The organism is Frankia sp. BMG5.60 (assembly GCF_059428125.1).
The window spans coordinates 6,335,399-6,348,043 of the sequence record NZ_CM182091.1 but is presented as its reverse complement, the minus strand read 5'-3'; the positions used below and the strand labels follow the sequence as shown (position 1 = coordinate 6,348,043).

At 71.6% G+C, this 12,645-nt stretch carries 12 protein-coding genes; 7 read left to right on the top strand and 5 right to left on the bottom strand.

Translation table 11 applies throughout. The annotated features are described in order from the left end of the window. Positions 1 to 29: 29 nt before the first annotated feature. The gene (locus AC5R91_RS25950) at positions 30 to 983 is read right to left on the bottom strand and encodes a LysR family transcriptional regulator (RefSeq protein WP_495393904.1); all 954 of its coding nucleotides are present in this window, start codon (positions 981 to 983) and stop codon (positions 30 to 32) included. 194 nt (positions 984 to 1,177) lie between these two features. On the opposite strand from AC5R91_RS25950, the gene AC5R91_RS25945 reads away from it, so the two are divergent. From AC5R91_RS25945 to AC5R91_RS25930, 4 genes are all read left to right on the top strand, one after another. After that, positions 1,178 to 2,062 (top strand): NAD(P)H-binding protein, encoded by an 885-nt coding sequence (locus tag AC5R91_RS25945; protein ID WP_495393903.1) that lies wholly within the window; start codon positions 1,178 to 1,180, stop codon positions 2,060 to 2,062. Positions 2,063 to 2,662: 600 nt separating this feature from the next. Continuing rightward, positions 2,663 to 2,902 carry a hypothetical protein gene (locus AC5R91_RS25940; protein WP_495393902.1) on the top strand — a complete coding sequence of 80 codons (240 nt, stop codon included), beginning with the start codon at positions 2,663 to 2,665 and terminating at the stop codon, positions 2,900 to 2,902. Between the two features lie 1,111 nt (positions 2,903 to 4,013). Next, positions 4,014 to 4,703, top strand: coding sequence for a CRISPR-associated endoribonuclease Cas6 (gene cas6, locus AC5R91_RS25935; protein ID WP_495393901.1), 690 nt, complete (start codon positions 4,014 to 4,016; stop codon positions 4,701 to 4,703). A gap of 153 nt (positions 4,704 to 4,856) precedes the next feature. Next, complete coding sequence (locus AC5R91_RS25930) at positions 4,857 to 5,228, top strand: AfsR/SARP family transcriptional regulator (protein WP_495398064.1); 372 nt, start codon at positions 4,857 to 4,859, stop codon at positions 5,226 to 5,228. A gap of 112 nt (positions 5,229 to 5,340) precedes the next feature. Here AC5R91_RS25930 and AC5R91_RS25925 read toward each other — a convergent pair whose 3' ends face one another. Together AC5R91_RS25925 and AC5R91_RS25920 are read right to left on the bottom strand one after the other, a co-directional pair. After that, positions 5,341 to 6,186 (bottom strand): SAM-dependent methyltransferase, encoded by an 846-nt coding sequence (locus AC5R91_RS25925; protein WP_495398063.1) that lies wholly within the window; start codon positions 6,184 to 6,186, stop codon positions 5,341 to 5,343. A gap of 124 nt (positions 6,187 to 6,310) precedes the next feature. Next, positions 6,311 to 7,333, bottom strand: coding sequence for a LysR family transcriptional regulator (locus AC5R91_RS25920; RefSeq protein ID WP_495393900.1), 1,023 nt, complete (start codon positions 7,331 to 7,333; stop codon positions 6,311 to 6,313). Positions 7,334 to 7,583: 250 nt separating this feature from the next. Here AC5R91_RS25920 and AC5R91_RS25915 point away from each other — a divergent pair, with 250 nt between their 5' ends. Beyond that, positions 7,584 to 8,294, top strand: a complete 711-nt coding sequence (locus AC5R91_RS25915; RefSeq protein WP_495398062.1) for a siderophore-interacting protein — start codon at positions 7,584 to 7,586, stop codon at positions 8,292 to 8,294. Between the two features lie 145 nt (positions 8,295 to 8,439). Further along, on the top strand, positions 8,440 to 9,108 hold the full coding sequence (locus AC5R91_RS25910) for an O-methyltransferase (protein ID WP_495393899.1): 669 nt from the start codon (positions 8,440 to 8,442) through the stop codon (positions 9,106 to 9,108). A 7-nt stretch (positions 9,109 to 9,115) separates the two neighbouring features. Here the strand turns inward: AC5R91_RS25910 and AC5R91_RS25905 are convergent, their stop codons facing one another. Beyond that, on the bottom strand, positions 9,116 to 9,817 hold the full coding sequence (locus AC5R91_RS25905; protein ID WP_495393898.1) for an SDR family oxidoreductase: 702 nt from the start codon (positions 9,815 to 9,817) through the stop codon (positions 9,116 to 9,118). A gap of 159 nt (positions 9,818 to 9,976) precedes the next feature. Here AC5R91_RS25905 and AC5R91_RS25900 point away from each other — a divergent pair, with 159 nt between their 5' ends. Then, positions 9,977 to 10,834 carry a helix-turn-helix transcriptional regulator gene (locus AC5R91_RS25900; RefSeq protein WP_495393897.1) on the top strand — a complete coding sequence of 286 codons (858 nt, stop codon included), beginning with the start codon at positions 9,977 to 9,979 and terminating at the stop codon, positions 10,832 to 10,834. 89 nt (positions 10,835 to 10,923) lie between these two features. Here AC5R91_RS25900 and AC5R91_RS25895 read toward each other — a convergent pair whose 3' ends face one another. Continuing rightward, positions 10,924 to 12,450, bottom strand: a complete 1,527-nt coding sequence (locus AC5R91_RS25895) for an MFS transporter (protein WP_495393896.1) — start codon at positions 12,448 to 12,450, stop codon at positions 10,924 to 10,926. Positions 12,451 to 12,645 lie beyond the last annotated feature (195 nt).

The window sequence follows — 12,645 nt, the reverse complement described above, 5'->3', positions numbered from 1 at the left end:
CCTGCGACGGTCACCGCCTGGCGGAGCCGTCATATCGCCACCGTCTGGGACGTCTGCGCGTCCGGCTGAGCGGCTGCCGCGACGACGGTGGCCGCGCGGACGAAGGCGGCGACGGCTGGCGAGCGGGAGTCCTGCGGCCAGGCCAGAGAGAGCGTGGACGGGGGGAGATCGCCGACGGTCCGGTAGGCGATGCCGAGCCGGCGGTGCCGGGAGGCGACCGAGACGGGCAGGAACATGATGATGCCGCCCAGCTCGATCAGGTTGAAGATCTTCGCCAGGTCCAGGGGAGTCGGCTGGGCCTCAACGACCCGTCCCCGGGGCGGGGAGGGTGACTGCTCGCGGCCGTTCTGGGTCCGCGCGGTCGTGGGCGGACGGCCGTCACGGTCGGCGGGTGTGCCGTCGGGCAGCGATCGGCCGGCGAGGTCGGCCAGGCACAGGGAGGATCGGGCGGCCAGCGGATCGTCGGCCGCCAGTGCGAGCAGGCGGGGCTCGGTCACCAGCGGCTCGACGTCGAGATCGTGGTCGTCGAACGGGGTGGGCAGCAGCGCGATGTCCGCCCGGCCGTCGCGCAGGGCGGGCACCTGCTCGCCACGGCCGCCGAGCAGCAGCTCCACGGGGAGGGCCGCGTCCTCGCACTGGAAGGCGGCGAGGATTCGCGGGAGCAACCCGGCGTCGAAATCAGCTTTGAGGGCGAGCCGCAGACTCGGCGTCGGCTGCCCGGCATGCCGGGCCCGTCGGGCGGCCGCGGTGACCGCGTCGAGTGCGGTCCGGGCGTCGTGCAGGAAGACCTCCCCCGCCGGGGTGAGCGCCACCTGACGGGTCGTCCGCTCCAGCAGCCGCACGCCCAAGTGCCGTTCCAGGTCGCGGATCGCCCGGGACAGCGGCGGCTGCGCCATGCCCAGCCGCTCGGCCGCACGCCCGAAGTGCAGCTCCTCGGCGACGGCCACGAAGTACCGGAGCTGCCGGACCTCCAGCTCACTCATATCCGCACGGTATCAATGCGGTGCCGGTCGGTCCTTCAGCTCCGACGCCGTATCGGATTGACTGAGCGACGCCGACGCCGACGCGCGGGCCCACACATCCCGCTCACGCCGTCGCCGAGTAGGCCATCTCCCGTCCCGCAGGCGCAACGGCGCGCACCTCGCCGTTGTCCGGGCGCAATCCCTTGGAGTCCGTCTTGATCGTCCTCACCGCCCCCACCGGTCAGATCGGCCGACAGCTCCTCGACACCCTCCTGACCAGCGACCAGCCCATCCGCGTCATCGTGCGCGACCCCTCCCGCCTGCCCACGCACACCCGCGAACGCGTCGAGGTCGTGCCGGGTTCGCACAGCGACGCCGACGTCGTCACCCAGGCGTTCGCGGGCGCCGACGCGGTGTTCTGGCTGGCTCCCCCGAACCCCCAGGCCGTGAGTGTCGACGCCGCCTATCTCGACTTCACCCGACCGGCATGCGAGGCGATCGAGAAGCAGGGGGTCAGCCGGGTGGTCGGCGTCTCGGCCCTCGGCCGCGGGGTGGCCCTGGGCCGCAACGCCGGACTTGTGACGGCGGCCCTGGCGATGGACGACCTGATCGCGAGCACCGGCGTGCACTACCGGTCGCTGGCGATGCCCGGATTCATGGACAACATGCTCAACCAGGTCGAGGCGATCAGGAACCAGGGAATGTTCTTCTCGACGCTGTCCGGCGACCGCAAGCACCCGACCTGCGCCACCCGCGACATCGCCGTCGTCGCCGCCCGCCTGCTGCTCGACGATTCCTGGACGGGCCAGGACGACGTCCCGGTACTCGGCCCCGAGGACCTGTCCCAGAACGACATGGCGACAATCATGTCCGAGGTGCTCGAACGCCCGATCCGCCACCAGCAGATCCCCGTCGACGCCTTCAGGGCGACGCTGATCCAACACGGCATGTCCGACGCGATAGCGCAGGCCATGCTCGACATGTTTACAGCCAAGGCCAACGGCCTCGACAACGCCGAACCCCGCACCCCCGCATCCACCACCCCCACCACCTTCCGCCAGTGGTGCGAGGAAGTCCTCAAGCCAGCCATCCTCGCCTGATCACCCCGCCCAACCCGATCCCACCAGGGTGATCAGCGACGGCACCCCCGGTCTTCGGCTTCGGCCGCTTCGCGTGTTGCGATCCCTCCAGGGATGATCAGCGACCGGCAAACAGGCCGAGCAGCAGCGCCATGGACCGCGTTGCGATCCCTCCAGGGATGATCAGCGAACTTATAGTAAAGGTGCAGGTCAAGGATGGTGCGCACCGGGCACAAACCGGCGATCTTGCAGCGGTTCGGCGGTAGTGCAACTGCGCAGGCCAGAGCCATGATTTGGAGGGCGGCCGGGACGCTCCGATGGGTCGGGTTCCCGGCACGTCATCCTGGCGGGGGCGGTGGAACTCGGCCGGCGCCACCGGCAGTGGGGAGCGTGGCAGGACGGCCCATTCGTGCCTGGCTGGCTTGTTCTCGGTCACGGTCTGGCCGGAGCCGAGTTCCCGGACGATCTGGCGGATCGGCGCCTTCGCGGTCCGCTCACCTGCTGTGAAGCTCCATCTCGGGGATTCACGGTCCGAGAACGGGGCGCTGCGCCACCTGTCTGGCCAGGATGGGTGGCCTGCGCCACGACGCGGCGCCGCATTTTGGCAAAGAAGATGGGTCGATGAACTCCGACCCCCTCATGACCGTCCTTGAGGTGGCCGATCACCTCAGGATCACTCCGTCATCCTGGCGGGCCAATGTGGCGAGCGGGGACGCCCCGGCCGCCGACGACCCCGACGCCGATCGACCAGCCAACCGGCGCAGGCCACGCTGGCGGCGCTCGACGGTCGAGGAATGGAACCGGACTCGACGTCGAGCGGGGCGCCCGGACCAGGACACCCCACCGGTCGATCCCGCCTGACGACCTTGCGGACCGCCGGTCCGGTGCGGTTCGACGCCGGTTCGACGCCGGCCCAGCGTCTGTTCGACGCGGACCCAGGGAGCACGCTGGGGTGGCCAGTGTTGGTCCTCCTCGTCCAGCCAGGGGCGGAGCACCCGCTACCGCCGGACCACACACCAGCGGTCGCTTCAAGGATCTCCAGAAGTACCTCGTCGGCGCCAAGAAGCTAGTCTCGGTCGAGTCACCCCGGCCGCCGCGAGGAGCAACCGCGCTCATCCGCAGCACCTACGACGTCAAGACGGCGACCGGCACGGTCCCACACCACCGGTGACGTCGTCTACGTGTACAGGCGATGGTGGACCAGATCACGGCCAAGCTGACCAAACAAAAACCGCCCCCACCGCGCCCCGGCGGTTCCGCGGAACCGCCGGCAGCCGGCATCCTCCAGAGATGATCAGCAACTCCACCTGCGGCCAGGACGAGGCCCTCTGCCGTGCGGGGTTGCGATCCCTCCAGGGATGATCAGCTATGCCAGGGTCAAGGTGCAGGTCGGGGACCCCCGGGACGAGGATGCAAAAGCGATCTTGCAGCGGTTCGGTGGTCATACAAGTCCGCAGGTCAGAGGCATGATCCTGAAAAGGATCTCCGGGGAGGCCGGTAGCCCGACGTGAGGGCTCCGCGACCTGTGGACTGCCCCGTCAGGGCGGCGCCGCGAACCGGATGTGACCCGTCGAGAAGTACCGCATCACGGACCCTCCCATCCGCCCAAGAGGCTCGCCGCGATCCAGGTCACGTCCTCCGGCGGGGAGGAGCAGCCACAGCATCATGGCCTCCGGCAACGCAAGGGTCTGGTTCGACGCATGGCGCGGGCGCATTCGGAGCCGGACTCACCTCATCTTTGAAGCAAAGAAGTCGGAATAGATGCAGGTCGGACCGTGCGCCTGCCCGCAGGCGGGAATCATCGGCCGGCCCGCCGCGGTGAAGTCCGGGTGGGGTGCCCCTTCGCCTTGTGGCGCTGCGCCGACCCCCGCCAGCGGGTGGCGGTTGCGGCTGTGCGACACTTTCCGGCTGTGCAGGGGGCGGCACGATTGTCGCCACCGGACTAAACGGTCCACGCATGATCGGGGGATGCATGAGGTTTCGGGTCGATCTCGCGGCCGATGGGTCGCCCCTGCGATGGGATGACGTTTTCACTCCGGCGCGGGCGTTGGCTTACGACCTGATCCGCGGTCAGGATCCGGAGCTCGCGGAGGAACTGCACGAGCGGGGCTACGCGGGTTCACCGCTGCGCCCACTCGGCATCTCGTCGCCGCAGTTCCGCGCGACGCGGAAGAGCCGCGGCGTCTACGCCACCTCGCCGGACGGCTCGCTCTGGCTCGGTTCTCCGGTGCCCCGCGTCGCCGCCGGGCTGCTGGCCGGAATAGCCGGCCGGCAGACGCTCCGCTGGGCGTCGTTGCAGCTCACCCTCCGCGGCGTTCAGCTCGAACCGGCGCCTGATCACAAGGCGGGCGAGGCGGTGTTCTCGACGCGCACGCCAGTCCTCATCAAATGGGAAGACCGTTACATTCATCCTGACCATCCCCACTTCACCGAGAGGCTCAGCCATAATCTGCGGCACAAGGCCGACCTGCTTGGCCTCCCCGCCGACAACGACGTCGACGTCCTCTCCGCCGGCCAGCCCCGTAAATTCCTCGTGCAACGTGCGCCGCGGCACGGCAGCACGGCCGAGGTCCGCATCCGCGCGAATCCCGCCCTCCTCGATGCCGTCTACGACTGGGGCCTCGGTCTCGGCACCAATCAGGGCTTCGGATGGATCCGGTAGCGTGGCTGCCGCCAAAGTCTCCGCGAGCCAGGTCAACGAGCGCCTGTTCCTGACGGAACATCCGCTGCAACGATCCGGGGCGCGTTCCATCAGGTGAACACGCTGCCGCCACGGCTCGCCGGCTGGCCGGTGTGCCGTCCGTGCCGGCTGGCCATGTGGGCGATGCCCGACGGTGCCTCGGTCACGCTCGGTGAACATGAGCAGGTAGGTGTTCGCGAACTCCTGCGGGTTGGCGATGTCGGCCATTGTTGCTCCGTGAGCCGACTACGCGTCCTGCTGGAGCACTACCCCCTGCGGCAGCGGGCCTGGGAGCAACTCATGCTCGGGCTCTACCGCGTCGGCGACGTCGCCGGCGCTCTCGATGCCTACCGACAGGCCAAGCGGGCGCTCGCCGAGCACACCGGCCTCGACCCGGTGCCACGTCTCAGCCGGCTCCACGACGACATCCTCCACCACCGCGCGAGCCTGACAGGCCCGGGTACCGAAGCCGGCAGCCTGGTCACGTCGAGCGGACGTACGGCCTGACGGCCGCGCGTTTGATGGTTGATCCATCTGGGCGACCCGGCGCAGCCCGGCTCGGTCGGCGTGGACGGTGATGAGATGGCCGGCGGTGCACCCCTCGGCGCGGGCGTCGGGTCTACGGCTTGCGGGCGATACCGCCGTAGCCGCTGACCTGGGCGTCGGTGAGCTCAGGCGGGACGTCGGCGTCGGGGCGCCAGCGGTGCAGGGGCTGGACGCCGGGTTCGACCGGCTCCAGGCCGCCGAACAGGGACTCGACCTCGGCGCGGCTGCGGGCCGCGGCGGGGATGCCGCGGTCCAGGTAGGTCTGGACGAGCCGCGCGACCCCCTGGTCGTAGTCGGCGGTCGAGTGGGTGATGACGACATGGCTGCCGGACGGCAGGCCGTCCACGAGGCGGCGCACGATGCCGTGCGGGTCGTGGTCGTCGGGGAAGAAGTGGAAGATTGCGACCAGGGAGAGCGCGACCGGCCTGGTCAGGTCGAACGTCGAGCGCAACTCCGCGGAGGCGAGGATGCTCGACGGATCGTGCAGGTCGGCGTGGAGGTAGGCGGTCCGGCCCTGGGGCGTGCTGGTCAGCAGCGCGCGGGCGTGCGTGAGCACGATGGGGTCGTTGTCCGCGTAGACCACCCGAGCGTCGGGCGCGATGTCCTGCACGACCTCGTGCAGGTTGGGCGAGGTCGGGATGCCGGTCCCGACGTCGAGAAACTGCCGGATGCCCACCTCGGCGGCGAGGTAGCGGGCGGCCCTGACCAGGAACGCGCGGTTCTGGCGGGCGGCGAGCGGCGCGTTCGGGAAGGCGGCGATGGCCTGCTCGGCGGCCTCGCGGTCGGCCGGGAAGTTGTCCTTCCCGCCGAGGTAGTAGTCGTACATCCGGGCCACGTGAGGCTGGTCGACACGTAGATCCACCGGATCGCTCCGGTGCCCGGCACCGGCCGATGATCCCTCGGATCCCGCATCCCGCAGTCCAGTGTCACTCACCGCATCAACCCCTACCGGTGCGTCCGACTCGAAGAACCGAGCCAGAAAACCCTATCCCGCAGTGAATTCAGGAGTCGATGACGGCACGACGCACGGGGATGGCGACGATCTACGAATCACCCTGAGTGATTGATTCGCGGATGACGTCGCGGACCTGGGCGCGCAGCCAGCGGTGGGGGGCGTCGGCGTCGTAGCGGGGATGCCAGGCCAGGCACAGAGACAGGTTCGGCAGGTCCAGGCCGAGGTCGAGGGGCACGAGCCCGAGCGCGGCGAGGCTGTCCCGGCCGAGTAGCCGCGGCGCCACACCGACAAGATCGCTTTGCGCGACGAACGACAGTGCCACGGTGTGTGACGGGACAGAGGCGGCGACGGCGCGGCGTAGACCGAGGGTCGCCAGCGCGTCGTCGATCGGGCCGTGGAGCCGACCGCGGCGGGAGGCGACGACGTGGCGGGCGGCCGCGAGGCGCTGCGGGGTCAGCGGACCCTCGGTGAGCGGATGTCCGGCGCGGACCACGGCGATGGCCGAATCCTCACCGAGGGTCTCGACGCGGATCTCCGGCGCGGTGGAGTCGATCTGGCCGATCTCCAGGTCGGCGGTGCCGTCACGCAGAGGGTCCGCCGACGGCGTCGGCTCCGGCAGGAAGCGCAGGCGCACGCGGGGAGCCTGGCGGGCCACCCGGTCGAGCAGGCCGACACCGATCGTCGCGACGAGCATGTCGCTGCCGAGGATGGTGAAGGTTCGGTCCAGGGTGGCGAGGTCCGGCGCCCCCACCGGCGCGAACACGCCGTGGGCGCGCTGGACGAGATCATGCACTTCGGCGTGGATCTCCAGGGCCCGCGGGGTCGCGACCATGAGGTTGCCGGCGCGCACGAGGATCGGGTCGCCAGTGGCCCGGCGGATGCGTCCCAACGCCCGGCTCACCGCCGGTTCGGTGAGGTGCAGGCGCCGAGCCGCGCCGCTCACGCTCCGCTCGGCCAGCAGCGCGTCCAGGGTGACCAGCAGGTTGAGATCAACGCCGGCGAGCGGGCGAGCCTCGGCGGATTCGCCGGACGTGGCGGCCGGGAGGACGACGGGATGTGCCGGCCTTCCGTCGCGTCCGGTGGCGGCGGGAAGGTCGGCGACGGAATGCATGGCATGCATCCTCGCATTGCCGTAATTGCATTTGAAGGCAGATCGCCGGCGACCTACGCTCAGCCCTAACGACCTATCGCGATGTTACGTAAACCGTCGAGGAGCTGCCGTGACCGCCGACTCCCCCGCAGCCGTGCCCACCGAGCCATCCGATCCGAGGCCACCCGATCCAACGAGGCCGTCTGATCCAGCGAGGGCGTCCGCCGCCGCGGGCCGGCCGAAGCCGGGGCGCCGCCGCCTGCTGGACCGGGTGTTGCTGCGGGTGCGGGTGGCTGCGGTCGAGCCGCTCGCCCGGCGGACCCGGCGCATCGTCCTCGCGGGCGAACCGCTGGCCGGGCTCGACTGGACGCCGGGGCAGAACGTGACCGTCTTCCTCGCCGACCCGACCTCCCTCGCCTCGTGGCGCCACGGACCCCGCGACCTCAAGCGCACCTACTCCGTCTGGGACTACGACCCGGCCGGGCGGCTGGAGCTCGCCGTCTACGACCACGGCGGCGAGTCGCCGGGGGCGAGCTGGTCGCGGACGGTCCGGCCCGGCGACGGCGTCATCGTCACGAAGCCGGACGGGCATCTCGTCGCCCGCGCCGGCGCGCCCCTGCACCTGTTCGCCGGGGACGACACGGCCGCCGTCCCGCTCGGCGCGATCCTGCGCAGCCTCCCCGACACCGCACAGACCTTCGCGGTCTTCGAATGCGACGAACCGGACGACGAGATTCCGCTGCCCGGGGCGTCGGCCCCGAGGTGGGTGCACCGCCACGGCGCGCCGGCCGCAAGCTCGCCGCTGCTGCCGGCCGCCGTCGCCGAGCTCGACCTGCCCGCCGAACCGGGCGTCGCGTACGTCGCCGGCGAGGCGCGCACCGTCCAGGCCGTGCGCGACCACCTGGTCAACGACCGCGGCTGGCCCCGCCGGGACGTCCTCACCCAGCCGTTCTGGACCCCGGGCAAGCGCGGGATGGACTGACACCGAGAACTCACGGACCCCCGCACACCGGCCGCCCGATCGAGGGCGAGCCGTCATCCCGGCGCGCACCGGATCAGCACGCCCCCGAACCCGACGAGGGCGGCACGACCCAGACCGTCGGCCTTCCGAAAGGGATTGATTCCGCATGCCCACCTTCCTGCAGGACGATGCCGTCAGCGCGGTCCTCGACCGGTCCTTCGCCGCCGCCGAGAAGGACGCCATCACCCTGGACGCCTTCCGGTCGACGGTGGGGCCCCACCGGACCATCGGGGACTACATCCCGGCGGAGCTGGCCGACCTCGCCGCCGACGTCTACATGCCGGTGTCACGGGAGGTCGGCACGCTGCTCTACCTGCTCGCCCGCGCGAACCGGCCGGCGCTGACCGTCGAGTTCGGCACCTCCTACGGCATCTCCGCGATCCATCTCGCGGCGGCCGCGCGGGACAACGGCGCCAGTCGGATCATCACCACCGAGCTGTCGGCCACGAAGGCGACGGCGGCGGCCGGGAACCTCGCCGAGGCCGGCCTGGACGCGTTCGTCGAGATCCGGGCGGGGGACGCGTTCGAGACCCTGCGCGAGCTGCCCGGCCCCATCGACCTGCTGGTCCTCGACGGCTGGAACCAGCTCTACCTGCCGCTGCTGCTCCTGCTCGAACCCCGACTCGCCCCGGGCGCCCTCGTCGTCGCCGACGACGTCACCCTGTTCCCCGAGGAGACCCGCGACTACCTCGACTACGTCCGCACCCCCGGCAACGGCTACACAGGCGTCGAGATCCCCCTCGACGACGGCCTCGACCTCGCCCTGCGCCACTGACCGTCCGTCACCACGCGGCCGGGCCGGTCCTGTCGAAGTAGCCGCCGGTCGGGCCGTCGGCGCCGATCGAGGCCAGGCGGACGATGACCTCCGCGCCCTCCTCGACGGTCTGGGTGCCCTGGTGGCCGTTGAGGTCGGTGGCGGTGTAGCCGGGGTCGACGGTGTTGAACCGGATGGCGGGGAACGCCTTGGCGTACTGCGAGGTGATCATGACCAGCGCGGTCTTGGAGGAGTGGTAGTCCAGCCCCGTCACCTGGAACTCGATCCGGCTGGGGTCGCTGGTCGCCGCCAGCGAGCCGAGACCGCTGCCGACGTTGACGACGACCGGGGCGTCGCTGTCCGCCAACAGCGGCAGGAAGGCGCGCGTGACCCGCACGACGCCGAAGACGTTCGTGTCGTACGTGGTCAGCATGTCGGCCGCGGTGACCTCGCCGAGCCGGCCGAGCTTGCCCCCGCCCACGATCCCGGCGTTGTTGACCAGGACGTCGAGGCCGCCGGCCTCCGCGCGGACGGTCTTGGCGGCGGCGTCGACGGAATCCTCGTCGGTGACGTCGAGCTGGACGAAGCGGGCGCCGAGTCGCTCGGCCGCCTCCCGGCCGCGGTCCGCGTCGCGCGCGCCGACGTAGACGGTGTGCCCGGCCTCGGTCAGGCGGCGGGCGGTCTCGAAACCGAGACCCTTGTTCGCTCCGGTGATCAGGGTGGTGGTCATGGTCTGGTCATCTCCGATGATCGGCGGGCTGGTGTCGCCTGGTGTCGCCTGGTGTCGCCTCCACCGTCGCCGTACCCCGGACGGGCGGCCAGTGCCCACCGTTGCCAGTGGACTGCCAGTACCAGGCTGTCCCGGCGCCGCCGCCGGATACTGGGGACCGTGAGCGGATCCGGAGAACTGGGCCGGGCGCTGCGTGGCTGGCGTGACCGCACGGCCCCGGCCACGGTGGGGCTGCCCGCCGGCGGAGTGCGCCGGGCCGCCGGGCTGCGCCGCGAGGAAGTGGCGCAGCTCGCCGGCCTGTCGGTGGACTACCTCGTCCGACTGGAGCAGGGCCGGGCCACCTCCCCATCCGCGCAGGTGCTGTCCGCGCTCGCCCGCGCGCTGCGCCTGTCGGCGGTCGAACGCGAACACCTGTATCTGCTCGCGGGCCAGTGGGCGCCGGGTCCCGGGCAGGTGTCGGCGCACATCCCGCCGGGGGTCCGACGGCTGCTCGACCAGCTCGACGGCGCACCGCTGAGCGTGTGGGACGCGGCCTGGAACCTGATCCTGTGGAACCCGTTGTGGGCCGCCCTGCTCGGGGACCCGTCCGCGCTGCGCGGACGGGAGCGCAACATCGTCTGGCTACATTTCACCGGTCCGCCGAGCCGGATCAGCCACACCCCCGAGCAGGCGACCCGGTTCAGGGCGGCCATGGTCGGCGATCTGCGGGCGGCGGCCGCCCGCTACCCCGCCGATGCCGGCCTGCGCGCCCTGATCAAGGACCTGCGGGACGTCAGCACCGCCTTCGCAGACCTGTGGGACGCCGGAGCCGTCGGCGTCCATGAGGCGGTCACCAAGACCGTCCACCACCCCACTGTCGGCGTGCTCGCCCTCGACTGCGACGTGCTCACCGCTCCCGGCGGAGACCTGCGCATCGTCGCCTACACCGCCGCCGCCGGCAGCGACGCCGCCGACCGGCTCCGACTCCTCCACGTCATCGGCACCGAGGCGATGACCGCAGACGGCACCCCGCGATAGCAGCCGGCGGCGCAAGCCAAGTCAGCCGGCGCGGACGGCCTGCGCGGGGGCGAGGCGAGCGTCGAACCGGGACGGACGGGGCTGTCGCCTCACCGGTCGGTGCCGAGGACCGGCTGCGCCCGCGGTGGCACGGTCGCGGGCCCGTTGCCCGCGGGCCCGATCTCGGTGACCTCGACGATCCCGTCCCGTCCGGCCGGCGCCGGGACGGCGGCGGCGGTACGCGTCGCCGGCGGGGTGCCCGCCGCGGGCGCCGCAGTCGGGGCGGGCTGCCGTGCCGTGCCGCGGGTCAGGAACGCGGCGCTGACCGCGGCGAGCAGCGCGAGGGCGGACAACGCCCAGCTGATGTCATGCTCGGCGTGCCCGGTCGAGCCGCCGTCGTCGACGACGGTAAGGAACAGTGTGCCGACGGTGGCCAGGCCGATGACCTGGCCGAGCTGCATCAGCGTCAGCAGCAGGCCGCTGGCGTCGGAGGCGTCCTCGACGGGAACATGGGTCAGGGCGACCGAGATGGTGATGGACAGGACGCCGAGGCCCAGCCCGATCAGCGCGGTGGCCACCTCATAGCTCGCGCCGCCGCCGGCCGTCGGGCCGAGGAGCAGGTAGGACGCGGCGGCGCAGGCGAACCCGATCGGGATCAGCGGCCGGTGCCAGGCCGCGGGCAGCCGCTGCCAGGAGGTGCTCGTCAGGCCGAAGGCGGCGACGCAGGGGATGAACGCGATCCCCGAACGAAGCGGGCTCATCTCCAACTCGCCCTGCAGGTGCAGCGTCGTGGTGAACAGAAAAGCCCCCCACGTCGACGGCCCCAGCACCAGCGTCCCGGCCGCCGCCGCCAGGCCAGGGGCACGCAGGACGCGGCCCGAGATCAGCGGGCGTCCACCGGCGGCGGACACGTGCCGCTCCACGGCCACGAACACGACGGCAAGCACGACCGAGGCGGCCAGCGCCACGAATGTCCACGGCGGCCAGCCCAGGTCGTGGCCCAGCACCAGCGGCAGCACGAACAGCAGCACCGTCGCGGACAGGACGAGCAGGCCCGGCACGTCCAGGGACGGCCCGCGCAGCTCCTCGTCCCGCGGCAGGACCCGCGGCGCGGTGACGAGCAGCAGCAGTCCGATCGGAACGTTGACGAGGAACACCGCCCGCCAGCCGGTGTCGAACAGGTCGGCGCTGACGAGCAGTCCGCCGGCAGCCTGGCCGACGACCACCCCGCCGGCGAGCACGGCCCCGTAGTACCCCAGCGCCCGGGCCCGCGCGGGCCCGACGAAGTTGCGCTGGATCAGGCTCATCACCTGCGGAGTCATCAGCGCGGCACTGGCGCCCTGCAGGAACCGGAAGGCGATGAGCGTCCCCGCCTGCGGTGCCGCCCCGCAGGCGGCGGAGGTGAGGGTGAATCCCGCGAGGCCGAGCAGGTATGCCCGCCGGTGGCCGATGAGCCCGCCGAGGCGAGCCCCGGTGATCAGGAGTACGGCGAAGGTGAGGATGTAGCCGGCGGCGACCAGTTGCAGGCCGGCGTCGGAGACGTGCAGGTCGGCCCGCAGCGTGGGCAGGGCGACGTTCACGACGCTGACGTCGAGGTTCGCCATGAACTGCCCGGTCAGGATAACGGCGAGCAGCACCCCGCTGGCCCGTGCCGTCCCGGCGGCGGGCCGGGTGGCCTGGGTGCTGGCAGGTCCGTGCCGGGTAAGCGATTCACGACGTGATGACGGTGCACGGGCAGCAGACGTGTTCCGCGGCATGAATACAGCGTGGGGCCGGCCTGGTGCTGGTAACGAGAGCCTGTTGATACTGGTACTGACGGCACCCGGCGAGAG

What these genes read in the sequence shown, in the direction of transcription:
- AC5R91_RS25950 (WP_495393904.1), bottom strand. Translation starts at nt 983, where the DNA reads ATGAGTGAGCTGGAGGTCCGGCAGCTCCGGTACTTCGTGGCCGTCGCC.
- AC5R91_RS25940 (WP_495393902.1), top strand. Translation starts at nt 2,663, where the DNA reads ATGAACTCCGACCCCCTCATGACCGTCCTTGAGGTGGCCGATCACCTC.
- cas6 (WP_495393901.1), top strand. Translation starts at nt 4,014, where the DNA reads ATGAGGTTTCGGGTCGATCTCGCGGCCGATGGGTCGCCCCTGCGATGG.
- AC5R91_RS25930 (WP_495398064.1), top strand. Translation starts at nt 4,857, where the DNA reads ATGTGGGCGATGCCCGACGGTGCCTCGGTCACGCTCGGTGAACATGAG.
- AC5R91_RS25920 (WP_495393900.1), bottom strand. Translation starts at nt 7,333, where the DNA reads ATGCATTCCGTCGCCGACCTTCCCGCCGCCACCGGACGCGACGGAAGG.
- AC5R91_RS25910 (WP_495393899.1), top strand. Translation starts at nt 8,440, where the DNA reads ATGCCCACCTTCCTGCAGGACGATGCCGTCAGCGCGGTCCTCGACCGG.
- AC5R91_RS25905 (WP_495393898.1), bottom strand. Translation starts at nt 9,817, where the DNA reads ATGACCACCACCCTGATCACCGGAGCGAACAAGGGTCTCGGTTTCGAG.